This is a genomic window from Paraburkholderia sp. BGA-UO-ETr-F21 (genome assembly GCF_059567925.1).
In genome coordinates this window covers 49,896-72,856 of the sequence record NZ_JCAQOY010000007.1, presented here as the reverse complement: position 1 = coordinate 72,856, position 22,961 = coordinate 49,896, and the positions used below count along the sequence as shown (strand labels likewise).

Sequence of the window (22,961 nt, the reverse complement as noted above, 5' to 3'; positions counted from 1 at the left end):
CTCAATACCCGCCCTTTGGCGATGCCGGCGTCGCCGTCGTCTTTTTATACGACGCCGCCAGATCCGCCGCGGCGCGGCTCAGCAACCCTGTGTCGGTGCCAACGGCGACGAAGGTGGCGCCTGCGGCGAGATAATCGGCGGCTATCGCCGGATCGGGGGCGAGCACGCCTGCCGCCTTGCCCGCGTTTCGCACGGTACGGATGCCGTTACGAATCGCTTCGCGCACGCTGGCATCGCCGGGCTGGCCCAGCAGGCCCATGGACGCGCTCAGGTCCGCCGGACCAAAGAACACGCCGTCGACCCCATCCACGGCCGCAATCGCCGGCAAATTCTCCATGCCCTGCACGGTTTCCACCTGCACCAGCACGCACAATTCGTCTGCCGCAGTGTTCAGGTAATCCGGTATCCGGTTCCAGCGTGATGCGCGCGCCAACGCACTGCCCACGCCGCGAATGCCTTGCGGCGGATAGCGGGTGGCCGCGACTGCTTCGGTGGCCTGCTCGGCCGTGTCGATCATCGGCAGCAGGAGCGTTTGGGCGCCAATGTCGAGCAACTGCTTGATCAACGCCGTGTCGCTGCGCACCGGACGCACCACCGGATGCGAGGCATACGCGGCCACCGCCTGCAATTGGGCCAGCGTGCTGCGCACGTCGTTCGGCGCATGCTCGTTGTCGATCAGCAGCCAGTCGAAACCGGCGGTGGCCAGCAGCTCGGTGACGTAGGCGTCGGCGAGCGCGGCCCACAGGCCGAATTGCGGTTTGCCTTCGGCGAGGGCGCGCTTGAAAGGGTTTTGCGGTGTGGGCATGTCGTTATCAACTCAAACGAACTGAAATGGACTCAAACGAAGTTCAGGCCGATTCCGCCCAACGGGCCGTAGTCGACGTGAAACGTGTCGCCCGCGCGCGCGGCGATCGGGCTGGTGAACGAACCGCTCAGGATCACGTCGTTCGCGTTGAGCATTTCGTCGTATGGGGCGATTTTGTTGGCGAGCCACGCCACGCCGGTGGCCGGATGATTCAAAACCGCGGCCGCCAATCCGCTTTCTTCCACCGCGCCGTTCCTGTAAAGCAACGCGCCGACCCAACGCAGATCGACATCCATTGGACGCACGGGGCGGCCGCCCAACACGATGCCCGCATTCGCCGCGAAGTCCGAGATCGTGTCGTAGACCTTGCGCGGCGCTTTGGTGTCGCGGTCGAACTGTTCGATGCGCGCGTCGATGATCTCCACGGCCGGCGTCACGTAAGCGGTCGCGTCCAGCACATCGAACAGCGTCACACCAGGGCCCTTCAACGGCTTGCTCAATATGAACGCCAGTTCCACTTCCACGCGCGGCGCGATGAAGCGGTCCGCGCGAATATCCTGGCCATTCTCGATGAACATGCTGTCGAGCAACGGCGCGTAGTCCGGTTCGTCGATCTGCGAGGAACGCTGCATGGCGCGTGAAGTGAGGCCGATTTTGCGGCCTTTGATCACGTGGCCTTCGGCGAGTTTGAGTTTCACCCACTCGCGCTGGATCGCGTAACCGTCCTGCACCGTCATCTGCGGATAAGCGGCGGAGAAGTGACGCAGTTGAGTACGCGTTTTCTCGGCATGGTCGAGTTGCGCCGCGAGGTCGCGGATAGTCTGTTCGTCTAGCATGGTGAAGTCTCGATGAGGCGCTATTCAGCCTTCAGGCGTGCGTGCAGGTTGTTGTGTTTCCACGTGCCGGCTTCGCTGAACTCATTGATCTCCAGCGACAACGCGAGGCCGTGCTGTTCGAATTCAGCGGCGAAGTGCTGTTTGATCAACGCGAACAAAGCGTCGCCGGTGGCCTTTTTCACGGCTTCGGAGCGGCCCGCGCCAATCTTCAGGTTCGCATGCAGGAAGGCCGCGTCGGCGCGCCCGTCGGCGATGCAGTACTGTTCGCAGCGCAAGGCGCGCACGCGAATGCCGCCGAGCGGATAGACCCGCTGTTCGTTCTCGCGCTGCGTGTCGAGGCTATGCGCGAGCGCGTTGCACAGTTGGCCGATGCTTGCTTGATCGGCGAGATTGGCGCTGTATTCGAGTGTGAGATGCGGCATGGCGGGCTCCTTCTTGGCAACTCAGGCGGGCAGCGGCGTAACCGGGAAAATCGCGTTGATCTGGCCGGTGCCCGAACTGCCGAAGTACGGCGTGACGACTTCCACTTTGCCGTCGTAGCGATCCCAGCCGAGCGCGCCGAGCAGCATGGCGGTGTCGTGCATGCCGCCTTCGCCCCAGCATTTCTCGTTGTAGAGCGGCAACATCTCGCAGAAGGTCTTCCAGTCGCCGGCTTCCCACAACTCGACCACCTTGCGGTCCATCAGTTCGAGAAACGGATTCCACACCTTGTGCATGAACTGCTCCGCCGTACCGTTGTTGGCGAAGTGGTGGCTGAGCGACCCGCTTGCCAGAATCGCGACGGTGCCGTCGTAACGCTCCTCGATCGCCTTGCGCACCGCGAGGCCGAAACGCGCGCTCGTGGCGAGGTCGTGCCACACGCACCAGCCCGCTACCGATATGGCCTTGAAATGCTGATCCGCATTCATGTAGCGCATCGGCACCAGCGTGCCGTATTCGAGTCCGAGTGTGGTTTCGCTATGCGCGCGGCTCTTCACGCCCATTTCATTGGCGACTTCCGCGATCAGATTGCCGAGTTCGACGTTGCCCGGACACGCATACGGCATGTTCTTGATGAAATGCGGCAGTTCATTGCTCGTGTAGACGCCCTCGAACTTCGGCGCGCAATTGATGTGGTATTCGCTGTTCACGAGCCAATGCACATCGAACACGACGAAGGTATCCACACCCAGTTCGCGGCAACGCCGGCCGATTTCATGATGGCCGTCGATCGCCGGCTGCCGGCAGCCCTTATGGGGACCGTCGAGTTCGGACAGATATAACGACGGGACGTGCGTCACTTTTGCTGCCAATGCGAGCTTGCCCATCAAACCCCCCAGCGCGGAATGTGATGCGAGCCGAGCGATACGCAGACGTTCTTCGGTTCGAGGAACACTTCGTAGCTCCAGGTGCCGCCTTCGCGACCCACGCCGGATGCCTTGGTGCCGCCGAACGGCTGGCGCAGATCACGCACGTTCTGGCTATTGACGAAGCACATGCCGGCTTCGACAGCGGCGGCGACGCGCAGCGCGCGGCCCGTGTTCTCGGTCCAGATGTAGCTCGACAGACCATAGGAGATGTCGTTAGCGAGCTTGATCGCGTCGGCTTCGTCGTCGAACGGAATCAGGCAGGCGACCGGGCCGAAGATTTCTTCCTGCGCGATGCGCATGCGGTTGTCGACATCGACGAATACGGTGGGTTGCACGAAATTTCCTTTGCGCATGGCGTCGGGCAACTCAGGCATGGCGAGGCCGCCGCAGGCGAGCGTCGCGCCTTCTTTCGGGCCCAGTTCGATATAGCTGCGCACCTTCGCCAGATGGCCCTGGCTGATCATGGGGCCGACAATGGTGCTCTCGGATAGCGGATCGCCCACGGTCAAACGCTTCGCCCGCTCGATGAAACGCTCGGCAAAACGTGCATAGATGGAGCGCTGCACGAGAATGCGCGAACCCGCCGTGCAGCGTTCGCCGTTGTTCGAGAAGATCATGAACACGGCGGCGTCCAGCGCGCGCTCGAAATCGGCGTCGTCGAAAATCACGAACGGCGACTTGCCGCCGAGTTCCATGGAGAACTTCTTCAGCCCCGCGGTTTGCACGATGCGGTTGCCGGTTGCCGTCGATCCGGTGAACGACACGGCATGCACGTCCGGATGCGCCACGAGCGGCTCGCCGGTTTCCTTGCCGAAGCCGTGCACCACATTCAGCACGCCGGCTGGAATGCCGGCTTCGAGTGCGAGGTTGCCGAGCATCGAGGCCGTGAGCGGCGACAGTTCGCTCATCTTCAACACCGCCGTATTGCCGAACGCGAGGCAGGGCGCGACTTTCCATGTCGCGGTCATGAACGGCACGTTCCACGGCGAGATCAGCGCGCAGACGCCGACCGGATGAAACAGCGTGTAGTTCAGATGCGTATCGGTCGGATACGTATGGCCGTCCACGCGCGTGCACATCTCGGCGAAGTAGCTGAAGTTGTCGGCGGCGCGTGGCACGAGTTGCTTGCGCGTCTGCGAGATGGTCTGGCCGGTGTCTTTGGTTTCCGTTTCCGAGATCTCCGGCACATGCTTCGCGATCAGTTCTCCGAGCTTGCGGACCAGTTTCGCGCGTTCCGCGGCGGGCTTGCCGGCCCATGCGGGAAACGCGTTTTTCGCGGCGCGCACGGCGGCGTCGATTTCTTCCGCACCGCCCCGGGCCACCTCTGCGAGCACGTCTTGCGTGGCCGGGTTGACGGTCTCGAAGTAGTCTTTTGCGGCGCTGGCTTTACCGTCGATCAGGTGTTCGATTCGCATTGGCTTGTCCCCTGTAAAGCTGTCGATCAGGCGCGGTTGAAGTCCGCGTCGGATGCGATCGTATTGACGAGACGGCCAAGGCCGTCGATTTCGCAGACCACTTCGTCGCCCGCATTGACGTTGACAATGCCTTCCGGCGTGCCGGTCAGGATCACGTCGCCGGGCGCGAGGGTCATGAAGCTGCTCAGGTATTCGATCAGCGCCGGAATATCGGTGACGAGATCGCGCGTGTTGCCGTGTTGCTGGCGCGTGCCGTTCACGAACGTGCGCAACTCCAGTTGCGTGACGTCTTCGACATCCGCGGCGTCGACGAACCAGGGGCCCAGCACCGTGCCGCCGTCGCGATTTTTCACGCGCAGGTTGGGGCGGTAGTAGTTTTCCAGGTAGTCGCGAATTGCGTAGTCGTTGGCGATCATGTAGCCGGCCACATGCTGCATGGCGTGCTCGCGCGTGACATTGCGCGCGGTTTGCCCGATGACGACAGCGAGTTCGCACTCGTAGTGCATGAAGGTGACGTCTGCAGGGCGGCGCGTCGTGCCGCGATGACCGAGCACCGTGCCCGGTCCCTTGAGAAACACGAGCGGCTCTTCCTGTTTGCTGAACTGCAATTCCTTTGCATGCTCGGCGTAGTTCAAACCGAGCGCGAAGATCGTGCCGACTTCGATCGGCGCAAGCCAGACCACTTCGTCTTCGCGACGCACGCGGCCATCGGCGAGACGCACGCCATGGGCATGAGGATAAGCTTCGTGAATCGCGCCTGCATACGCAACGCGGCCGCGCATCATGGCTGTTCTCCCCGTTGTGCTCCGGCGGCGACGAACGACACCGTGAGCGGCGGCATTGCACCGATCGACATGGTGGCCGTGTCGCCGATATGCGCGACCCGCGAACCGTGCGGCACGCCGAGCGTGATGACGTCGCCCGCGCTGAGTGTCATGAAGTCGGTCACGTCCGCGAGCAACTGCGCCACGTTGCGCACCGACGACGCAGTGTTCGCACTGAAACTCGCGCCATGGTTAAGCGAAACGTTGATCGGCAACGCGTCGGGCGTCGGTATATGACGCGCTGCAACCACAGCAGGTCCGACGACGCAGAAGCCGTCGCGCGCCCGGAATCGCACCGACGGCCGGTACACGCTCGTATGCGGCACGCTGAGATCGGCGACCAGCGTGTAGCCGGCAATGTAGTGCCATGCCTGTTCCGCGCTAACGCGTGTTGCAGTGCGGCCGATCACGATGCCGAGCGACGCGCCGACTTCCACGCCCAACGCATTGTCCGGCACGACGACACGCGCGCGATGCCCGGCAAGCGTGTTGCGCGGCTTCAGATAGAGCACCGGCGCTTTGGGCGGCGCTTTATAGGGGGCGGCGTGCATCGCATCGCCCAACGCCGCGAGCGCGGCACGGTCGTTGAGCAAGGTTGCGTAGACAGCGCCGCCAACCGGCGCGCGGCACGCCATGCCGCGTGCGAGCAGCGCGGCCGCGGCGCTGGCATCCACATCGCGGGGCAGCGCCTCGCCTTCGGGATGCAGCAGGTGATCGGCAAGTGCAAACATATTCGACCTGTCTCTTGGCAAAAACACTAACATGTTAGTAGTATTGCGCTTGATATGATCCACGGTCAATAGCCTGTCGGCTGATCGCGGGTTTTCCCTTAAGTTTCGACGGCTGTTCTTTATCCTCTTCCACTATGTCCGCTTCCGCCTCGACCCGAGTTCTGCACCGCAACCTGCCAATGTTGCTGCTGCGCGCCAGAGAAAAGATGATGGAGCGTTTTCGCCCATTGATTACCGCGCATGGATTGACCGAACAGCAGTGGCGCGTGATTCGCGCGCTGAATGAACACGGTCCGATGGAACCGCGCCACATCTCCGATATCTGCACGATTTCGAGCCCGAGCATGGCCGGCGTGCTCGCGCGCATGGAGAGCATGGAACTGGTGACCAAGGAGCGCTTCGCGGAAGATCAGCGGCGCGTGCTGGTCTCGCTGACGGATACGAGCCGCGAACTGGTGCGCGTGATTTCCAAGGATCTCGAGGCGCATTACCGCGAGCTGGAGCGCAAGGTGGGACCGGAGATCGTCGAGCGCGTGTATCGCGCCGTGGACGATCTGCTGGCCGGTCTGGAGGAAGAGGACGAGTGAAGTAGCGGTTCAGCGGCTCGGCGGGCGAGCCGCGCGCGGGTTTTACCAGCCCTGAAAGCGTCTCCATTCCACGCTGTCGCCGTCCGGCGTAACCGCGTGGTACTCGGGAAACTGCGCGCCGGTCGCACACGCGTGATTCGGCAGGATGCGCAGTTTCATGCCGATCGGAAAGCGTTGCGTGATGTCGCCTGCGGTGTGAGGGGTCTCTCCAGTCGGGGAAAGAATGCCGTGTTCCTGATTGGCGCCGCTGATCAGATAGCCGGGCAGCGGCGTGCCGTTCAAGAGACACGGCTGGCCATAACCGAAATCGTGCGATTGCTTCGACGTGCCGCGATCGCGGCTCATCGCCATCCAGCCCGCGTCGAGAATGGCCCAGCCCTTGTCCTCCTGATGACCGATCACGGTGGCGAGCACGCTGAGCGCGATGTCGTCGAGCGCGCACACACCGACGTTGTGCATGACCAGATCGAACAGCACGTACACGCCGGCGCGCACTTCCGTGACGCCGTCCAGTTGCGTGGCGGCAAGCGCGGTCGGCGTCGAGCCGACACTCACCGCCGGGCATGCAATGCCGGCTTCGCGCAGCCGCTGCGCGGCGCGCACGCAGCCCGCGCGCTCCTGTTCCGCCAGCGCCGCTAGCGCCTCGGGCGTGTCGAGTTCGTAGCTGGAGCCGGCATGGGTCATCACGCCGCCTACCTTGACGCCGTTCTCATGGAGAATGCGGCCGACCTCAAGCAAGCTGTCCTGTTCCGGCGTGATGCCTGAGCGGTGGCCGTCCGTGTCTACTTCGATCCAGACCTCGAAGGTTTCGCCGTGCTGGTCGCCGAAGGCGGCAATGGCGGCAGCCGCAGTCGGATTGTCCACCACGAGCTTCAGATCGCACCCCTGGCGGCGCAGCGCGAGCGCTCGCGGCAACTTGGAAGGCGCCATGCTGACGGCGTAAAGAATGTCGCTGACACCCGCGGCAAAGAAAGCCTCCGCCTCCTTCAAGGTTGAAACGGTGATGCCGCGCGCGCCCGCTGCGATCTGTGCACGGACCACGTCGATGCATTTGGTGGTCTTCACGTGCGGACGAAACGCAACGCCGAGCGTGTTCATATGCCCCTGCATCCGCGCGATGTTCTTCTGCATTCGCGCAATGTCGATCAACGCGGCTGGGGTTTCGATCTGGTCGAGTTTCATGCTTTCACCGGGAAAATGGAGTCATGCAAGGTCATGCTGGTTCGCGCCGAAGCGCGCGAGCCACGGGACGAGCGAGTCGAGCGTCGGCGCTTCGATCTCGGGCGGCTGCGCACCGCTGACGAGCGGCAGGCCGACGCGGTTGTGCCAGTACGTGCGCAAGCCGACGGCGGCCGTGCCGAACATGTCGTAGCTGGAACCGGCTACGAATGCGGCTTCGTGCGCCGCCATGCCCAATTTATTCAGCGCGAGGCGGTAGGGCAGCGGGTCGGGTTTATACATGCCGGCTTCTTCGGCGGTGACGATGGCGTCCCAGCGAACCGGCAGCAGGTTGGCGGCTTGCGTGCCGAGGCGCGCGGAACAGTTGGTGACGATGGCCAGCTTGCAGTGCGGCTCAAGCGTTTGCAACGCGTCGAGGGCGCCGCTCCAGGGCGTAAGCGTCAGCCAGTCCGCCTCGAGCGCGAGCGCGGCGGATTCGGGCAGGCCGACTTGCGCGGCGGCTTCGCGCACCAGTTGTTCATACGCAATGTAGCGGCCACAGCCGTAGGTCAGGCGCAGATACGCGGCGCGCCATGCGCGGCCCGCCTGTTCGGAGCCGGCGGCGCGATTCCATGAGGTCCAGGAGTCGAGCAGGGCGGTCAGGAGGTCGAACAGGATCGCTTTGGGATAGGCGGCGGGCGCGGAAGCGAGAGTCATGATCTAACCGGTAAGAAACGGTGAGCTGATTATAAAGTTTGATCCACGTGGCGACGTTCAAATAGGCTAACTCATAGATTCAGTCAGACTGAATGCTTCATGCGTGACTTCGCTCGATCGGAGCGCGACACTCATCGCCGCCAGGGCGGCTGCGGCCTGAACCTGCTCTGCAAATACTGCATGAAATGGCGGGTGCGCGCCGGCAGCCCCGTCCGCTGATGCGTGAGCGCGATGACGTCGGCAGCGGGCGCTTTCCATTCCGGCAGCAAACGGATGAGCCTGCCCTTGGCAAGGTCGTCGGCCACGTCCCATTCGGAACGCAGGATCACGCCGCGGGCTTCGCATGCCCATTGGCGGATCACGTCGCCGTCGTTGCAACTCAGGTGGGCGGATACGCGCACGCTGCGACGCGTGCGGCCTTTGCTGAACTGCCACAGCGAGACGTCCTCGTTATTCTCGCGCAGCACGATGCAGGGCAGTTTGCTCAAATCGTCCGGAGAGTCCGGCGTGCCCATCCTCTTGATCAATGCCGGCGCGGCGCAGACGAAACGCGCATTCGGCGCAATCGTGTAGCCGACCAGGTTCGACACCGGCAACTCGCCGATATGCACGACGATATCGAAACGGTCGGTTGTCTCGGTCAACGGGCGGTCGGAGAGCGTGAGCGCGATGTCGACATCCGGATGTTGCTGTTGAAACTCGGCAATCGCGGGTGCGAGGTGCCGCCGTCCGAACCCCAGCGGCGCGTTGATTCTCAGCGTGCCGACGAGCCCGCCGCGGCGCATCTGCAAATCCTCGAACAGCGCGTCGAATTGCTGGACGAGCTCGGCGCCGCGTTCGCATAGCAACGTGCCTTCTTCCGTGAATTGCAGGCGGCGCGCGGAGCGGTTCACCAGTTGCGCGCCCAGTTTCTTTTCGAGTTGCTGAAGGCGCTGGGTGACCGCGGAGGGCGACAACCCCAGCTTTCGCGCCGCGGCGATCAGGCTGCCGTTTTCGCGCAGTGTCAACAGGAAACGGATATCGGCCGAGTCGTTCATGGCAGCAACGTTTGAGTTCGCAAATCTGGCAGCTTAAAGTGTTTGAATGCGCGCTTCCAGTTGGACTTGCGCATGCGCCGGCGAGTGCAGCCTGGTTTGCAAGGTAAAGTGACGCTTCTGTCACCCGGTAGGCGGCACGAGCCGCTAAAGTGCGCGTTTGCGCCGATTTCCGGTTACTTTCATTTGAAGAGAAGTCCAAATGCCGTTGTCCAATGGGCCGTCGAATGGCCTGTCAATCGATGCCGCGCAGAACAGCGCCTTGAAACAGGCGGTGTTTCTGCACACGGGCTGGCGTAGTGCGGGAACGTGGGTCTGGTCGCGTCTGCGCGAACTCGAGACCGTGACTGCCTTCTATGAACCGCTCAGCAATGTGCTCGCGGACCTGAGCCTCGCCGACGTTTCCGCGTCGCGTCCCACGCTGACTTCCGGGCACCCGCCGCTTGCCGCGCCGTACTTTGAAGAATACCGGCCATTTTTGCAGGAGAGTACCCGCGGTGTGGCCGGATACCGGAGGGGCTTCAGTCTCGATCGTTTTGCAAGCGAGCCGGACGCGGCGTTTGCCCCTATGCAAGCCTATTTGCACAATCTGTGCGAGCGCACCATCGAACAGAGCCGTGTGCCGGTTTTAAAGTTTTGCCGTTCGTCAGGCCGTCTGCCCTGGCTGAAGCAGGCTTTTCCGCGGGCCATGCACGTGGGCGTGTTGCGCAATCCGGCGTCGCAGTTCGCATCGGGATGGTTGCTCAGCCGGCAATGGAGCAATCCGTTTTTCGTGGCTGCGCCGTTTCGTGTGCTGGGGCTGAATCAGACGGATCCGCTGGTAAAGCAGGCTATCGAAATCTGCGGCGTGAGTTTGCCGCCTGCCGCGCCCACTTCGGAAGACGCTTATGCAGCGGCGTGCGAGCACTATGCGCGCACGGCTGAAGGCAATAACGCGTATCGGGCATTCGTCGCGTTGTGGATTCTTTGTGCGTTGCGCATGGCAGACGGGGTCGATCTGCTGCTCGACATCGACCGGCTTGGGGCCTCGCGCGACTACGCGCTGGAATTGAGCGCGGGGTTCGAAACGCAAAGCGCTTTGTCGCCCGACTTCGGCAACGCACGCGACCTGGTTGAAGAGACGCGTCGCAGCGTCGCACGCATGAACGGAATCGACGGACGGTCCATGCGCACGGTGCATTCCGCCGCGCTCAAATTTCTCAAGGCGCATGCCGGGGCAAACGCCGCCTTCGTGGAAGTGATCCGCGAGAAGATGGTGCTCGCCAACGAGTTGACCGACGCATGGCGCTAAGCATTCGCCGCGCGCGGTGACGGGCACTGAACGCGGCGAGGCGAACTCGCCGCCTGCCGCCTAGGCCGCCGCCGAAACGGCCGCGCGCAAACCCAGCAGGTAACTGTCGACCCCAAAGCCGCAAATCTGCCCTTTGACGATTTCCGCAAAGACGGATTGATGCCTGAACGCTTCGCGCGCGTGGATGTTCGACATGTGGACTTCCACCACCGGCACCGTCAAGATCGCCAGCGCATCACGAATGCCGTAGCTGTAATGCGTCCATGCGCCGGCGTTGATCATGACGCCGTCGGCGTTGTCCGTGAAGGCCTGATGGATGCGCTCGCACATGGCCGCCTCGCTGTTGGTCTGAAAGCTCTCGACCTGGACGCCCAGTTCCTTACCCAATGCCTGCAAGCTGCTATCGATTTCGGCCAGTGTCACCGTGCCGTATTGCACGGGGTCACGCTTGCCGAACATGTTGTGATTGATGCCGTGGAGCATCACGAATGTTTTCATGGAGCTTCCCTCGCGTGACGGAATTAGTGGTGTGGGCGGCGCGACGTCAATGGGCCGCGGCGACTGCGGGCGTCGTATCGATCGCGAGGCCCGTGTCGGCCGCTGCGGCGATCGCCTCGGTAATGCGCAGGTTCTGCAGGCCGTCGCTGGCGCTGACGAGCGGCTCTGCTTCTCTTCGAATGACACGCACGAAATGGTCGAGCTGAAGCTTGAGCGGATCGTCGCGGGTCATGTCGGCGACGCCGGTTTCGAAGGGTTTCCACCACGAACGATCCGCGGCTTCCCGATAGGTCTTCAGCCGCATGGTGGGCACGGCGAGCGAGCCGAAAGTGCCCGCGATCACATAGCAGTCTTCATCCGGATACGAAGGGTAAGCCTTGTTTTCCTGCGAGGTCTGTTCCCAACTGCGAGCGCTTGCCGCCGTGTCCGACAGCATGAAGCTGCCGAGCGCGCCGCTCGCGAAGCGCAGGTTGATCGCCACCGTGTCTTCGACTGGAAAGCCGCGTGTCGCGTGCGAGGAAAACGCCTGCACAGCGACGATATCGCCGCATAGCATGCGCAGGTTGTGCACCTCGTGGATCATGTTGAGCAGAATCGGCCCACCGCCCGGCTGGCGCCGCCATGGTGCGTCGGAGAAGTACTGGTCCGGTTTGAAAAAGACCGCGCTGCCCATCACCGCCACCAGTTTGCCGAGCCGGCCTTCGTCGATCAGTTGCCTTGCGCGGGCCATGATCGGACTGTGCGCGCGATGATGCCCGATCAGCAACGGCACGCCGCAGCGCTCGACCTCGCGGACCAGCGCCTCGGCGGCGTCGACCGTGGGCGCTATCGGCTTTTCGAGGAGCGTCGGCACGCCGGCCGCGAGGCAGGTCAACGCGTGCTCTACGTGCAACTGGTTCGGTGTGGCCAGAATCACGCCGTCCGGACGATCCCGTTCGAGCAGTTCCTCGAGCGTCCGGTAAAGCGGAACGCCGGCCTGGAAGGCGAGCGCTTGCGCCGCCGACGACGGATCGACGATCGCCGACAGCGTGCATGTGTCGCTCTGCTGGGCGACAGCCATGTGCGCGCGGCCGATGTAACCCGCGCCCGCTACGGCGATCCGGATCCGGTTCATGGGCGAATTCCTCCGAAGGTCGGGAGCGCGCGATTACGCGAGTGCTTTCTTCGCTTCAGCCATGGTCTCGGCGCGCATGCGCTCATAGCTGAGCTTGTCGATCGGCACCGCATTGGGCTCGCCCAGATCGCTCAGCTTGACGCGGTAGTTCTCGCGTGCGCTCCATGCGGTCACCGCTGCAATGATGGTGATGCCGAAGGTGATTGCCCCGATGATGAGCGGCACGTTATGCGATCCGGGCGGCGCGACATAGGCAAACAGCGCGGGCAGCAGGGCGGTGATCGTCGTGCCGATGTTCTGGCCGATGGCCATGGCGGAGACCCGTGAGCGGGTCGGGAACAGTTCCGGATAGAAGCTCGGAAAGGTGGCGTTATACCCCTGATAGATGATGCCCCACATGAGGATCGACATGACCATGGCGAGCGGCACGTTGCGGATGCTGATCGCGTAGAGGTAGCCGAACGAGAGCAGACCCGCGCCGAGCGCGCCGACGATTATCGGCAGGCGCCGGCCGATCCGGTCGGACAGATTGCCCACATAGGGAATCACCAGCACGGCGACGATGTTGCCGATCACCGGAATCCACAGATAGACGCTCTTGGAAAAACCGATGCCGTACGAAGCCTGCACCGCGTAGGCCGCGCCGAAGATCGTGGCAACGACCGGGATCACGTTCATCAGCGAGCAGCCGACCACGCGCAGCATATCGCCCCAGTTGTAGCGGAAGGCTTCGACAATCGGCGATTTGGGCACGTTGCCGCTCTCGTCTTCCTTGGCGAAGGCGGGCGTTTCGTGGACCTCGCGGCGAATGATGTAGCCGGCAATCAGCACCACCGCGCTCAACAGGAAGGGAATACGCCAGCCCCACGAATTGAACGAGCTCTCTTCCATGTAGTACGCGAGCGGCAGGAATACCGCGGCGGCGAGAATCTGGCCCGCCTGCACGCCTTGCAGCGTAAAGCTCGCGTAATAGCCGCGCCGTCCGAATGGTGCGTGTTCGAGAATCATCGAGCTCGCGCCCGAGATTTCACCGGCGACCGCGAAGCCCTGAATCAGGCGAAACACCACCAGCAGGGCGGGGGCGAGCAGCCCCACCTGGTGGTACGTGGGCAGGAAGCCGACCGCCATCGTCGAGAAGCCCATCAGGAACATGCAGACGAGCAGGACGTTCTTGCGGCCGTGGGTGTCGCCCCAATGCCCAAGCACCAGCGCACCGATCGGCCGCGCGACGTAACCGACCCCATACGTGGCGAGCGAAGCCACGATCGCGATCTTCGGATTGCCCGAGGGAAAGAACAGTTGCGGAAAGATCAGCGCCGCCGCCTGCGCGTAGATGAAGAAATCGTAGTACTCGAGCGCCGAGCCGATCCAGCCGCTGGCGGTTGCCTTGCGAGCCTGCGAGCGGTGCTCGTGGCCTCCCGCCGATGTATTCGTTTCCATGTCGTCTCCTGAACAGAAATGTTTAATCAGCTTCTACGGCTGGATTCATTTGCGCCCTGAAAGTGAAACTATGCAAGCCAGGATTTACCGGGGCACGGTCTGCGCGCGGTGCTCGAATGCTGCGATGCAGCGGGTGAATCCGCGCTCATAGGGTTAACCAGTGCCTGGTTGTCCGGAGTATTTGTCAGACCCACCTGGCTTGCCCGATCGGCCCGTTGAAGCTAGGGTAATGTGCTTCTGTACCGACACAATGCGGCCAAATGGAAAATCAGAATGCGCTCACAGCCAGCAATGAATCTTTCCTGCGCGACCTCCAGTTGTTCTGCAACATTGCCCGCCGGGGCAGCTTCGTGGCGGCATCGACTGACATGGGGCTGTCGCCCTCCCATGTGAGCAAGCGCCTTGCCATGCTGGAAGCAAGCCTCGGTGTGAAGCTCTTTCAGCGCACCACGCGCCGCGTCAGCATGACGAGCGACGGCGAGGCCGCTTTGCAGTGGGCGCAGAAAATACTCGAGGACGTGCAGGGTATGGCCGACGCGTTCGCCGACCGGCGCACCGAGTTGCGTGGTTTGCTGCGCATCAGCACGAGCTTGAGGCTCGGCCGCAAACACGTTTCGCCGATTCTGGCCATGTCGCGCAAGCGTCATCCGAACCTCGAGATCTGGCTGGAATTGCTGGACCGGCGCGCGGACCTCGTCGGCGAGAACTTCGATATCGACATTCGGGTGGGCGCAGTGCCGGAGCCTCACCTGATCGCGCACAAGATCGTGGAGAGTGCGCGAATACTCTGCGCATCGCCCGAATATCTGGAACGGCGCGGCGCGCCGGTCGAACTGGCCGAGCTGGCGCAGCACGATTGCCTCCTGTTTCGCGGGCGCGACGACCGCTTCGGCGTGTGGCGCCTGAGTGGGCCGGACGGCGAAAAGAGCGTGAAGGTGACGGGCAGCGTCGCGTCCAACCTCAGCGATATCGTCGTGCAGTGGGCGCGGGATGGCTTCGGCGTGGTGATGGTATCGATCTGGGATGTCGCCGAGAGCCTGCGTGCAGGCGAACTGGTGCGTGTGTTGCCTGACTACATGCAATCCGCCGACGTATGGGCGGTGACGGCGGAGCGGTTGTCGTCGTCGGCGAAGGTCCAGGTGTGCATCGAGTTCCTCAGGGAGCAGCTGACGAGCGGGCCACATGCGCTGGTGACGCGCGGCGTGGGCGGGTTCTGACGGGATTGGTCGTGACGCCGCGGGCGCCTGGGCGAGATCCACGTTCCAATACAGTTGTCACGCAGAAAACAATACAGTGAGGCGCGGTTTTATTTGGCTGTATCGGGAGTATGACCGGCACCGTCGATACAGTTGGCAAGTCTCAATGGAGCCTGCCGGCGAGCGGATGGCCGCTCAGGGTGGTGCGACGTAGCCCGATTTTTTGCCTATGACCCGGCGCTGGCATGCCGCGGTTGATCCCGAACACGAGGTAAGACATGAATGCAGTGAATGAACAAGCAAAGCTGTCGGTGCAGCAGTTGGGCCACTACATCGGCGGTGCGCCGGCCGCGCCCGCCAGCGGCCGTTTCAAGGACGTGTTCAATCCCGCCACCGGTAAGGTGACCGGCTCGGTCGCCCTCGCGTCGGTCGAGGAAGTGGATGCGGCGGTCCAGGCCGCCAAGGCCGCTTTTCCCGCGTGGAGCGAGACCGCGCCGCTCAAGCGCGCGCGCATTCTGTTCAAGTTCAAGGAACTGCTCAACCAGCATCACGACGAACTGGCCATGCTGATTACCCGTGAACACGGCAAGGTGTTCACGGACGCGCAGGGCGAAGTGGTGCGCGGCATCGAAGTGGTCGAGTTCGCGTGCGGCATTCCGAACCTGCTCAAGACCGATTTCACCGACCAGATCGGCGGCGGCATCGACAACTGGAATCTGCGTCAGGCGCTGGGTGTGGTCGCCGGCATCACGCCGTTCAATTTCCCGGTCATGGTGCCGATGTGGATGTTCCCGGTCGCGCTCGCCTGCGGCAACACGTTCGTGCTGAAACCCTCGGAGCGTGATCCGTCGGCGTCGCTGCGGATTGCCGAATTGCTGAAGGAAGCCGGTTTGCCCGATGGCGTGTTCAACGTCGTCAACGGCGACAAGGTGGCGGTGGATGCACTGATCGATCACCCGGACGTGGCGGCGCTGTCGTTCGTGGGCTCCACGCCGATCGCCGAATACATTCACACGGAAGCGTCGAAGCGCGGCAAGCGCGTGCAGGCGCTCGGCGGCGCGAAGAATCATCTGGTGGTCATGCCGGACGCCGATCTCGACCAGGCGGTCGACGCGCTGATCGGCGCGGCCTACGGGTCGGCAGGCGAGCGCTGCATGGCGATCTCGGTCGCGGTGGCGGTCGGCAACGTGGCCGACAAGCTGATCGAAAAGCTGGTGCCGCGCGTCAAATCGCTCGTCATCAAGAACGGCGAAAATCTCGACGCCGAAATGGGTCCGCTGGTTACCGCCGAACATAAGGCCAAGGTGGCCGGTTATATCGCCTCGGGCGAAGCGGAAGGCGCGAAGCTGATCGTCGACGGCCGCGCGCACGCGGTGGCGAGCGAAGACGGCTTCTTTATCGGCGGCACGCTGTTCGACCACGTCGGCACGGAAATGAAGATCTACAAGGAAGAGATCTTCGGCCCGGTGCTGGCGGTGGTGCGTGTACCCGATTTCGCGAGCGCCGTTGAGTTGATCAACGCGCACGAGTTCGGCAACGGCGTGTCGCTCTTCACGTCGGATGGCGGTGTGGCGCGTGCGTTCGGCCGGCAGATTCAGGTAGGCATGGTGGGCATCAACGTGCCGATTCCGGTGCCGATGGCATGGCATTCGTTCGGCGGCTGGAAGCGTTCGCTGTTCGGCGACCATCACGCCTATGGTGAAGAGGGTGTGCGCTTCTATACGCGCTACAAGAGCATCATGCAACGCTGGCCGGACAGCATTGCCAAGGGGGCTGAATTCACGATGCCGGTGGCGAAGTAGGTCTTCTGGCGAGTCTGCCGGAATGAGAAAGCCGCGCCTGGTCAGGCGCGGCTTTTTTGCATCAGGCCTTCACAATGGCTTGTTAAACGCCCGAAGACGAATCTTCTTCCACTTCGCTCAACACGGCGTTCTGCACGGCGACCGCGGGGCTCACATACGCGGGCGCCTGGCGTGGATCGTCGACGCTATAGCGCAGCCGCCCGCCTTCGACATACACACGCAACTGGCGGTACTTCACCAGATAGAGCAAGCCGACCACCGCCGCCGCGAATCCCGATGCCGCGCCCACGCCGAGCGCCCAGCGCGGGCCGAAACGGTCCGCGACCCAACCGACCACCGGCGCGCCGAGAGGCGTGCCACCCAACGCGATGGCCAGCAGAATCGCGATGACCCGGCCGCGCATGGCGGGCTCGGTGGAGAGCTGCACGAGACTGTTGGTAGAGGTCGTGAAGGTTTGCGTCGATACGCCGATCACGATCAGCACAAGGCCGAACAACACATAGTTCGGCATGAGCGAGGCCACGGTACAGCCCACGCCAAACACGCCCGCCGCGCCGAGCAGCAGCGCCATGCGCGGTTTCGCCCGGCGCGCGGCAAGCAGCGCGCCGGTCACGGAGCCGATCGCCATGGTCGAACTCAATACGCCGTATTCGCCGGCACCCGCATGAAAGGCGGTGACCGACATCGTCGAGATGAAGATCGGGAAATTCAGGCCGAACGTGCCGATCAGGAACAGCATCAGCAAAGCGGCCTTCAGGTCGGGACGCTTCCACACGTATTTGAAGCCTTCCACGAAACTGCCGCGTGAGCGCACCGCGCGCGGCTTCAGATGCAGTTCACTCACCCGCAGCATGCGCAGCGAACCGAGCACCGCGACGAAAGACAGCGCGTTGATGAGAAACACCCAGCCGGTGCCCACGGAAGCAATCAGCAGCCCCGCGATGGCAGGGCCGATCATGCGCGCCGCGTTGAACGAGGTGGAATTCAGCGCGACCGCGTTCGACAGATCGTGCTCGCCGACCAGATCCGACACGAAGGTCTGCCGTGCTGGCGAATCGAACGCGGTGACGCAGCCGAGCAGCCCCGCGAAGACATAGACCTGCCACAGTTGCACGAGCCCGGTGACGGTGAGGATGCCGAGGCCCAGCGCGAGAGACCCCATGGCCGCCTGGGTCGCGAACAGCAGCTTGCGACGGTCGAAGTGATCGGCGGCATAACCGGTCAGCGGCAACAGCAGCATTTGCGGCCCGAATTGCAGCGACATGACGATACCCACGGCGGTCGCGTTGTGCTGCGTGAGTTCCGTGAGGACGAGCCAATCCTGCGCCGTGCGTTGCATCCACGTGCCGACGTTGGAGACGATCGCACCGCTTGCCCAGACCCGGTAGTTGAAATTGCTCAGCGAACGGAAAGTGCCATTCACCGGGCTGTTCCCTGATGAAGGATGCGGGCGGCGTTCACGCTACGGCGCGGGTTCGAACTCAAGTTCATGCGTGCGATTGTTCGAGCAGATCGAGCACGTCTTGCGTCGTGCCGGTTTCGCCGACGCGCGGGAAGATGCGCGTGATGCTGTTGGCATGAGCGTCCGCATGGAGGTCGGTCATGGCGTCGACGACGAGCGTGACGTTCAGGCCAATTTCGTGTGCGTAGCGCGCGGTGGATTCGACGCCGATGCTGGTCGCCACGCCCACGAGCACCACCTGCGTGACGCCTTGCTCGCGCAGGTACGCTTCGAGATCGGTGTTCGTGAACGCGCCCCAGGTGCGCTTGGTGACCCGATGATCCGACGGCTGCGCGTTCAGTTCGGGCACCAGTTCGGCGAAATCCGCGGGGAACTCGCCCGTGTTGCGCGCCTGATCCGCGCGGCCCGGCGCGCCGCCGGCCACGTTGACGAGCACCACGGGCAGGCCGTGGCGGCGAAATGCCTGCGCGAGGGCGGCCGCGCATTCGACGACTGCGCCGGTGGGGTGCGCGGTGGGCAGCGCGACGATGCCGCGCTGCAAATCGATGACGATCAGTGCGGTCTTTGCATCCAGCGTGGTGATTGGCATGAAGGGCTCCTGGAGTTACGAGTCGATGAGGCGTTTGAGCAACTCGACGCCGACAGCGAGTTGTTGTTGCTCGGCCGCCGAGAAGCGTGTCTGGATGGTGCGAAACAGCCAGTCTTCGCGCGCCGCACGGCTGGCCTTGATCTTTTTGCGGAACGCGGGGGTGAGGGAGAGAACCGTTTGCCGGCCGTCGTTCGGATCAGGCGCGCCGCTGACCAGTCCGGCCGCTTTAAGTACCGACAGCGTCTCCCCCATGGACTGCGGACGCATGCCATGAGCACGCGCCAGCGCGGTGACCGTTGCCGGACCTTCGCGCTCCAGCAAGCCGAGAACCTGCACCTGTGAAGGGGTGAAATCGCCCACGTGCGACTCTTCGCGCAAGCGGCGGCGCAGTTTTCCGGCCAGCACGCGTAAGTCTTCCGCCATGCTGTGCACGGCTTCGGAATCGATTAATGGATCTTGCTGGGTCATGCCGCGATAGATATGAAGGCTACCTGTGAAGGTTACCTTCGTATATGTCTGGCGTCAAGTTGAGCTAGCCGATGCGCGCCGGTTGATCGGGCGTTCGGTGTCATGAAGGGGCGCTCACTTGTCTACTGCCCGGCGGCGATGTCAATATCGGGGAAGTTGTCCAGAACGACCACCCTCACCAACCTGAGTAACGTCTCATGCAACACGCTCCTGCCATCACTTTCCGGTTCGCCGGGCAGCACGAGGCGAACGCGATCCGCACCATTGAATTCGAAGCGGGGCAGCGCTTTTTCAGCGTCGATATGGCGGGGATCGCGGATGCGCCGCCTATGGATCTCGAACTCGTCGCCCGCAAGATAGCGGCACGGGAGATCATCGTCGCCGTCGGTGCCGACGCAACGTGCGTGGGTTTCGTGATGTTCGAGCCGCAACCCACGCGCATCTACGTGCAGGAACTCGACGTGCTCACCTCGCACGCCGGGCAGCGTATTGGCGCGGCGCTGATCGAGCAGGTCGCCGAACTCGCGCGTTCGCAACGACTCCCGCAAGTCATCCTGTCGACGTTTCGCGAAGTGCCGTGGAATGCGCCGTACTATCGGCGGCTCGGGTTTCGCGATATCGAAGAAGCCGAACTCGACGCAGCGCTGATCGAACGGCGCGATGCGCACATTGCGCGAGGACTCGATGAATCGAAGCGCGTTTTCATGCGGCGTGATCTTGCCTGAGGAGTCGTATGGCCGCGCTATGTTCGAACATAAAAAAGCGCGGCGGATGTGACCGGAACAGCTCATTCCTGTCGCACCTGCCGCGCCTTTTTTTCAACATCCTGCCTCACATTGGACGCTTTGAACCAGCCGTCCGACCTCCGCCGACTCAGCCTATAGCTTCGCCTTTTTCAGCTTGTTTTTCTGACGCTTATTCCACGGTTTCCAGCGCCGGGTAATCGACATAACCGGTTTCGCCACGGGCATAGTACGTCGCCGGATTCGGCTTGTTCAGCGGCGCATTCGTGGCGAAGCGGCGCACGAGATCCGGATTCGCGATGAACAGTTGACCCCACGCCACCGCGTCTGCCTCGCCGGCGTCGAGCACCTGTTGCGCGGTTTCCTTGGTGAACTTTTCGTTCGCGATGTAGGGGCCGCCGAATGCTTTCTTCAGTTGCGGGCCGAGACGGTCGTCGCCGAGCGCTTCACGTGCGGCGATGAACGCGATCTTGCGCTTGCCGAGTTCGCGGGCCACATAACCGAAGGTGCCGGCCGGATCCGAATCGCCCATGGTGTGCGCGTCGCGGCGCGGCGCGAGGTGTACGCCGACACGATTCGCACCCCACACGCCGATGCAGGCGTCGGTGACTTCGAGCAGCAGGCGGGCGCGGTTTTCGACCGGGCCGCCGTAAGCGTCGGTACGCTTGTTGGTGCTGTCCTGCAGGAACTGGTCGAGCAGATAGCCGTTCGCGCCGTGCACTTCGACGCCGTCGAAGCCGGCTGCCTTGGCGTTCTCCGCGCCTTTGCGGAATGCTTCGACCACGCCGGCGATTTCGTCGAGTTCCAGTGCGCGCGGCGTCACATAGGCGCGCTCCGGACGCACCAGGCTCACGTTGCCCTGGGCGGCGATCGCGCTCGGCGCGACCGGCAGTTCGCCGTTCAGGAACAGCGGGTCGGAAATGCGGCCCACGTGCCACAGTTGCAGAAAGATCTTGCCGCCGGCGGCATGCACGGCGCTCGTGACGAGCTTCCAGCCTTCAACCTGCTCCTGCGACCAGATGCCCGGCGTGTCGGCATAGCCCACGCCTTGCGGTGTGACGGAAGTCGCTTCGCTGATGATCAGGCCGGCCGTTGCGCGCTCGGCGTAGTACTTCGCCATCAGCGCGTTCGGCACGCGGATTTCTTCGGCGCGTTGGCGCGTGAGCGGCGCCATGATGATGCGGTTCGACAGCGTGATATCGCCAATTTGCAGCGGATCGAAAAGAGTCGGCATATGAGTTCACCTTTGACGGCGGGCATGTGGCCCGAGCGTGACAAAAATACTGCGTGATGAAAGAAGTGCGGAAAGAAGTGCGGCGATGCGGATCCGGCGCCTAGAGCCTCGTGTTCATGTGCTCGAGGAACGCCTGGATGACCGGTTCGTTGCGTTTGAAAAACACCCATTGACCGACTCGCTTCGACGTGACGAGCCCCGCGCGTTGCAAAGCCGCGAGGTGCGCCGACACGGTGGACTGCGACAGGCCGCAGGCCGCGTCGATCTTGCCGGCGCATACGCCGTGATCGAGTGGCAGTTCTTGGTCGGCGAAATGCGCGTACGGCTCGCGCAGCCAGCCGAGAATCTCCCGGCGAACCGGGTTGGCAAGCGCTTTGTGAATCGCGTCGATGTCGAGCGTCATTGGGGTGGGTTTCATGGTCTTCAACAACAGGCAGGCGCGGCGCCGGTTAGTGCGCAAACGCCTGCATCGTTACGTGACGAATTATATATCGTATTTTTACGATATGCATGAAGACACTACAGGCTATGGGGTGATAAGTGCGCCCACAGGTTCCGCACTCCGGCAGCGCTTCACCGCATGACAGCGTTGGACCGTCGCGGCTATATGCGAGAACGCTATTTGATCAGGATGCCTGCGCTTTATTCGTGCAGGTTTCGCTACATAAACAAGTCGCTGCGCGCTGCGTCCATGATCATCGCGACAGCCGGATGGCTGATTCGGCGCTCGATCGAAATGGCAAAGAATTCTTCGACGATCGAGTTGATCTGCCCGACCATCTTCAGATTGTGCTCCGCCTGTAGCTGACGCTCCAGCACGGTGGGTGCGAAAAGCAGGCCGCGGCCTTCACGACCGAACGCCATGGTCATCGCTCCGTCGTCGAACTCGCCGACGATGCGCGGCGAAATGGCATGCGAAGCGAGCCAGTGATCCAGCTTGCGGCGCACTGCGGATTCCGTGCCCGGCAGCAACACCGGCAACTGACCGAGCGACAGCGGAAAGCGCTTGCCGCCGCTTTGAATCAGCGCCTCTGCGCCAAAACAGCTGAGCGTCGAGCGGCCGAGCGGGTGATTGAACGCCTTGATGTTGACGTCGGCGGGAATGGGGGCGTCCGCGATGATCAGATCGAGACGGTGTACGGCCAGTTGGGCAAGCAGCGCGTGCAGTTTGCCTTCGTGACAGATCATTCGCAGCGACGTGGAGGCGCTCAGCGCCGGTTCCAGCAGCCGGTAGGCGATCGCCTTGGGTACCGAATCCGCGATGCCGACGCGAAACCGTGTTTGCGCGCCGGATTCGCTCTCGCGCCGCACGGCGCTTTCGAGTTCCGAGCCCAATGAGAATATTTCGTCCGCGTAGTCGAGCGCAAGACGGCCCGCGTCGGTCAGTTCGATCGTTCGCCCATTTTTCCTGAACAGCTTCTTATCCAGCGCTTCTTCGAGCAGCTTGATCTGCCCGCTGAGCGTTTGCGGCGAGATGTGCAACTGCTCCCCGGCTCGGACGATGCCGCCCGCGTGCGCCGCGACCCAGAAGTAATGCAGATGTTTGAAGTTCACGCGTCCTCCGCCAAATTCATAACACTACGGTTTATTCGAAGTGTTCGCATTAAAAATACGCATTTTTCGTTCCATCATGTTCAGTTACATTGAGGCCTCGTACTTAGGCGCCAG

24 protein-coding genes are annotated in these 22,961 nt (G+C 62.9%); 5 read left to right on the top strand and 19 right to left on the bottom strand.

Features of this window, described 5'->3' with window-relative positions:
• Nucleotide 1: 1 nt before the first annotated feature.
• Genes hpaI through AC57B1_RS05225 form a run of 7 tightly spaced genes read right to left on the bottom strand, consistent with a single transcriptional unit; the run spans nucleotide 2 to nucleotide 5,960 of the window.
• Nucleotides 2-805: a 4-hydroxy-2-oxoheptanedioate aldolase gene (gene hpaI / locus AC57B1_RS05255; RefSeq protein WP_496416865.1), complete on the bottom strand. Its 804-nt coding sequence runs from the start codon at nucleotides 803-805 to the stop codon at nucleotides 2-4.
• A 32-nt stretch (nucleotides 806-837) separates the two neighbouring features.
• On the bottom strand, nucleotides 838-1,641 hold the full coding sequence (hpaH, locus tag AC57B1_RS05250; protein ID WP_496416864.1) for a 2-oxo-hept-4-ene-1,7-dioate hydratase: 804 nt from the start codon (nucleotides 1,639-1,641) through the stop codon (nucleotides 838-840).
• A gap of 20 nt (nucleotides 1,642-1,661) precedes the next feature.
• The gene (locus tag AC57B1_RS05245; RefSeq protein WP_496416863.1) at nucleotides 1,662-2,063 is read right to left on the bottom strand and encodes a 5-carboxymethyl-2-hydroxymuconate Delta-isomerase; all 402 of its coding nucleotides are present in this window, start codon (nucleotides 2,061-2,063) and stop codon (nucleotides 1,662-1,664) included.
• A gap of 21 nt (nucleotides 2,064-2,084) precedes the next feature.
• A complete protein-coding gene (gene hpaD, locus AC57B1_RS05240; protein ID WP_496416862.1) occupies nucleotides 2,085-2,948 on the bottom strand; it encodes a 3,4-dihydroxyphenylacetate 2,3-dioxygenase in 864 nt (287 codons plus the stop codon).
• Complete coding sequence (gene hpaE, locus AC57B1_RS05235; RefSeq protein WP_408348313.1) at nucleotides 2,948-4,405, bottom strand: 5-carboxymethyl-2-hydroxymuconate semialdehyde dehydrogenase; 1,458 nt, start codon at nucleotides 4,403-4,405, stop codon at nucleotides 2,948-2,950. Before hpaE ends, hpaD begins: the two co-directional genes overlap by 1 nt.
• Nucleotides 4,406-4,431: 26 nt before the next feature.
• On the bottom strand, nucleotides 4,432-5,190 hold the full coding sequence (locus AC57B1_RS05230) for a fumarylacetoacetate hydrolase family protein (protein ID WP_496416861.1): 759 nt from the start codon (nucleotides 5,188-5,190) through the stop codon (nucleotides 4,432-4,434).
• Entirely contained in the window at nucleotides 5,187-5,960 is a 774-nt protein-coding gene (locus AC57B1_RS05225; RefSeq protein ID WP_408348319.1) for a fumarylacetoacetate hydrolase family protein, read from the bottom strand. Before AC57B1_RS05225 ends, AC57B1_RS05230 begins: the two co-directional genes overlap by 4 nt.
• 179 nt (nucleotides 5,961-6,139) lie before the next feature.
• Here AC57B1_RS05225 and hpaR point away from each other — a divergent pair, with 179 nt between their 5' ends.
• Complete coding sequence (gene hpaR / locus AC57B1_RS05220; protein ID WP_408348322.1) at nucleotides 6,140-6,547, top strand: homoprotocatechuate degradation operon regulator HpaR; 408 nt, start codon at nucleotides 6,140-6,142, stop codon at nucleotides 6,545-6,547.
• A 42-nt stretch (nucleotides 6,548-6,589) separates the two neighbouring features.
• Here hpaR and AC57B1_RS05215 read toward each other — a convergent pair whose 3' ends face one another.
• From AC57B1_RS05215 to AC57B1_RS05205, 3 genes are all read right to left on the bottom strand, one after another.
• Nucleotides 6,590-7,729, bottom strand: coding sequence for a DSD1 family PLP-dependent enzyme (locus AC57B1_RS05215; RefSeq protein WP_496416860.1), 1,140 nt, complete (start codon nucleotides 7,727-7,729; stop codon nucleotides 6,590-6,592).
• Nucleotides 7,730-7,750: 21 nt separating this feature from the next.
• Nucleotides 7,751-8,422, bottom strand: a complete 672-nt coding sequence (locus tag AC57B1_RS05210; RefSeq protein ID WP_496416859.1) for an HAD family hydrolase — start codon at nucleotides 8,420-8,422, stop codon at nucleotides 7,751-7,753.
• A gap of 131 nt (nucleotides 8,423-8,553) precedes the next feature.
• Nucleotides 8,554-9,459, bottom strand: coding sequence for a LysR family transcriptional regulator (locus AC57B1_RS05205; protein WP_496416858.1), 906 nt, complete (start codon nucleotides 9,457-9,459; stop codon nucleotides 8,554-8,556).
• A 199-nt stretch (nucleotides 9,460-9,658) separates the two neighbouring features.
• On the opposite strand from AC57B1_RS05205, the gene AC57B1_RS05200 reads away from it, so the two are divergent.
• Entirely contained in the window at nucleotides 9,659-10,747 is a 1,089-nt protein-coding gene (locus AC57B1_RS05200) for a hypothetical protein (protein ID WP_496416857.1), read from the top strand.
• A 60-nt stretch (nucleotides 10,748-10,807) separates the two neighbouring features.
• On the opposite strand, the gene aroQ is transcribed toward AC57B1_RS05200, so the two are convergent.
• Genes aroQ through AC57B1_RS05185 form a run of 3 tightly spaced genes read right to left on the bottom strand, consistent with a single transcriptional unit; the run spans nucleotide 10,808 to nucleotide 13,799 of the window.
• The gene (gene aroQ / locus AC57B1_RS05195; RefSeq protein WP_408300768.1) at nucleotides 10,808-11,245 is read right to left on the bottom strand and encodes a type II 3-dehydroquinate dehydratase; all 438 of its coding nucleotides are present in this window, start codon (nucleotides 11,243-11,245) and stop codon (nucleotides 10,808-10,810) included.
• A 46-nt stretch (nucleotides 11,246-11,291) separates the two neighbouring features.
• The gene (locus AC57B1_RS05190; RefSeq protein WP_496416856.1) at nucleotides 11,292-12,359 is read right to left on the bottom strand and encodes a Gfo/Idh/MocA family protein; all 1,068 of its coding nucleotides are present in this window, start codon (nucleotides 12,357-12,359) and stop codon (nucleotides 11,292-11,294) included.
• Between the two features lie 33 nt (nucleotides 12,360-12,392).
• Nucleotides 12,393-13,799, bottom strand: coding sequence for an MFS transporter (locus AC57B1_RS05185; protein WP_091802402.1), 1,407 nt, complete (start codon nucleotides 13,797-13,799; stop codon nucleotides 12,393-12,395).
• A gap of 260 nt (nucleotides 13,800-14,059) precedes the next feature.
• Between AC57B1_RS05185 and AC57B1_RS05180 the strand changes: the two genes are divergently transcribed.
• Nucleotides 14,060-15,016, top strand: a complete 957-nt coding sequence (locus tag AC57B1_RS05180) for a LysR family transcriptional regulator (protein ID WP_496416855.1) — start codon at nucleotides 14,060-14,062, stop codon at nucleotides 15,014-15,016.
• A 257-nt stretch (nucleotides 15,017-15,273) separates the two neighbouring features.
• Nucleotides 15,274-16,797 carry a CoA-acylating methylmalonate-semialdehyde dehydrogenase gene (locus tag AC57B1_RS05175; protein WP_408300764.1) on the top strand — a complete coding sequence of 508 codons (1,524 nt, stop codon included), beginning with the start codon at nucleotides 15,274-15,276 and terminating at the stop codon, nucleotides 16,795-16,797.
• Nucleotides 16,798-16,879: 82 nt separating this feature from the next.
• Here AC57B1_RS05175 and AC57B1_RS05170 read toward each other — a convergent pair whose 3' ends face one another.
• The 3 genes from AC57B1_RS05170 to AC57B1_RS05160 all read right to left on the bottom strand — a co-directional run bounded on the left by AC57B1_RS05170 (nucleotide 16,880) and on the right by AC57B1_RS05160 (nucleotide 19,316).
• A complete protein-coding gene (locus AC57B1_RS05170) occupies nucleotides 16,880-18,220 on the bottom strand; it encodes an MFS transporter (RefSeq protein ID WP_091802397.1) in 1,341 nt (446 codons plus the stop codon).
• 64 nt (nucleotides 18,221-18,284) lie between these two features.
• Nucleotides 18,285-18,848, bottom strand: coding sequence for an isochorismatase family protein (locus AC57B1_RS05165; protein ID WP_496416854.1), 564 nt, complete (start codon nucleotides 18,846-18,848; stop codon nucleotides 18,285-18,287).
• A 15-nt stretch (nucleotides 18,849-18,863) separates the two neighbouring features.
• Nucleotides 18,864-19,316 (bottom strand): MarR family winged helix-turn-helix transcriptional regulator, encoded by a 453-nt coding sequence (locus tag AC57B1_RS05160; RefSeq protein WP_408300760.1) that lies wholly within the window; start codon nucleotides 19,314-19,316, stop codon nucleotides 18,864-18,866.
• 197 nt (nucleotides 19,317-19,513) lie between these two features.
• Between AC57B1_RS05160 and AC57B1_RS05155 the strand changes: the two genes are divergently transcribed.
• Nucleotides 19,514-20,041: a GNAT family N-acetyltransferase gene (locus AC57B1_RS05155; protein WP_496416853.1), complete on the top strand. Its 528-nt coding sequence runs from the start codon at nucleotides 19,514-19,516 to the stop codon at nucleotides 20,039-20,041.
• 190 nt (nucleotides 20,042-20,231) lie between these two features.
• On the opposite strand, the gene AC57B1_RS05150 is transcribed toward AC57B1_RS05155, so the two are convergent.
• The 3 genes from AC57B1_RS05150 to nhaR form a co-directional block, all read right to left on the bottom strand.
• Nucleotides 20,232-21,293, bottom strand: coding sequence for an alkene reductase (locus AC57B1_RS05150; RefSeq protein WP_091802386.1), 1,062 nt, complete (start codon nucleotides 21,291-21,293; stop codon nucleotides 20,232-20,234).
• 100 nt (nucleotides 21,294-21,393) lie between these two features.
• On the bottom strand, nucleotides 21,394-21,696 hold the full coding sequence (locus AC57B1_RS05145) for an ArsR/SmtB family transcription factor (RefSeq protein ID WP_091802383.1): 303 nt from the start codon (nucleotides 21,694-21,696) through the stop codon (nucleotides 21,394-21,396).
• Nucleotides 21,697-21,953: 257 nt separating this feature from the next.
• Nucleotides 21,954-22,847, bottom strand: coding sequence for a transcriptional activator NhaR (nhaR, locus tag AC57B1_RS05140; protein ID WP_408348347.1), 894 nt, complete (start codon nucleotides 22,845-22,847; stop codon nucleotides 21,954-21,956).
• Nucleotides 22,848-22,961: the final 114 nt, after the last annotated feature.

Bases quoted from the DNA above. Each gene is read 5' to 3' on its own strand.
- AC57B1_RS05245 (WP_496416863.1), bottom strand. From the start codon at position 2,063: ATGCCGCATCTCACACTCGAATACAGCGCCAATCTCGCCGATCAAGCA.
- AC57B1_RS05150 (WP_091802386.1), bottom strand. From the start codon at position 21,293: ATGCCGACTCTTTTCGATCCGCTGCAAATTGGCGATATCACGCTGTCG.
- AC57B1_RS05225 (WP_408348319.1), bottom strand. From the start codon at position 5,960: ATGTTTGCACTTGCCGATCACCTGCTGCATCCCGAAGGCGAGGCGCTG.
- AC57B1_RS05155 (WP_496416853.1), top strand. From the start codon at position 19,514: ATGCAACACGCTCCTGCCATCACTTTCCGGTTCGCCGGGCAGCACGAG.
- AC57B1_RS05175 (WP_408300764.1), top strand. From the start codon at position 15,274: ATGAATGCAGTGAATGAACAAGCAAAGCTGTCGGTGCAGCAGTTGGGC.
- AC57B1_RS05200 (WP_496416857.1), top strand. From the start codon at position 9,659: ATGCCGTTGTCCAATGGGCCGTCGAATGGCCTGTCAATCGATGCCGCG.
- hpaI (WP_496416865.1), bottom strand. From the start codon at position 805: ATGCCCACACCGCAAAACCCTTTCAAGCGCGCCCTCGCCGAAGGCAAA.
- hpaH (WP_496416864.1), bottom strand. From the start codon at position 1,641: ATGCTAGACGAACAGACTATCCGCGACCTCGCGGCGCAACTCGACCAT.
- AC57B1_RS05180 (WP_496416855.1), top strand. From the start codon at position 14,060: ATGGAAAATCAGAATGCGCTCACAGCCAGCAATGAATCTTTCCTGCGC.
- hpaR (WP_408348322.1), top strand. From the start codon at position 6,140: ATGTTGCTGCTGCGCGCCAGAGAAAAGATGATGGAGCGTTTTCGCCCA.
- aroQ (WP_408300768.1), bottom strand. From the start codon at position 11,245: ATGAAAACATTCGTGATGCTCCACGGCATCAATCACAACATGTTCGGC.
- AC57B1_RS05165 (WP_496416854.1), bottom strand. From the start codon at position 18,848: ATGCCAATCACCACGCTGGATGCAAAGACCGCACTGATCGTCATCGAT.
- hpaD (WP_496416862.1), bottom strand. From the start codon at position 2,948: ATGGGCAAGCTCGCATTGGCAGCAAAAGTGACGCACGTCCCGTCGTTA.
- AC57B1_RS05205 (WP_496416858.1), bottom strand. From the start codon at position 9,459: ATGAACGACTCGGCCGATATCCGTTTCCTGTTGACACTGCGCGAAAAC.
- AC57B1_RS05185 (WP_091802402.1), bottom strand. From the start codon at position 13,799: ATGGAAACGAATACATCGGCGGGAGGCCACGAGCACCGCTCGCAGGCT.
- AC57B1_RS05145 (WP_091802383.1), bottom strand. From the start codon at position 21,696: ATGACGCTCGACATCGACGCGATTCACAAAGCGCTTGCCAACCCGGTT.
- AC57B1_RS05230 (WP_496416861.1), bottom strand. From the start codon at position 5,190: ATGATGCGCGGCCGCGTTGCGTATGCAGGCGCGATTCACGAAGCTTAT.
- AC57B1_RS05190 (WP_496416856.1), bottom strand. From the start codon at position 12,359: ATGAACCGGATCCGGATCGCCGTAGCGGGCGCGGGTTACATCGGCCGC.
- AC57B1_RS05160 (WP_408300760.1), bottom strand. From the start codon at position 19,316: ATGACCCAGCAAGATCCATTAATCGATTCCGAAGCCGTGCACAGCATG.
- AC57B1_RS05210 (WP_496416859.1), bottom strand. From the start codon at position 8,422: ATGACTCTCGCTTCCGCGCCCGCCGCCTATCCCAAAGCGATCCTGTTC.
- AC57B1_RS05215 (WP_496416860.1), bottom strand. From the start codon at position 7,729: ATGAAACTCGACCAGATCGAAACCCCAGCCGCGTTGATCGACATTGCG.
- hpaE (WP_408348313.1), bottom strand. From the start codon at position 4,405: ATGCGAATCGAACACCTGATCGACGGTAAAGCCAGCGCCGCAAAAGAC.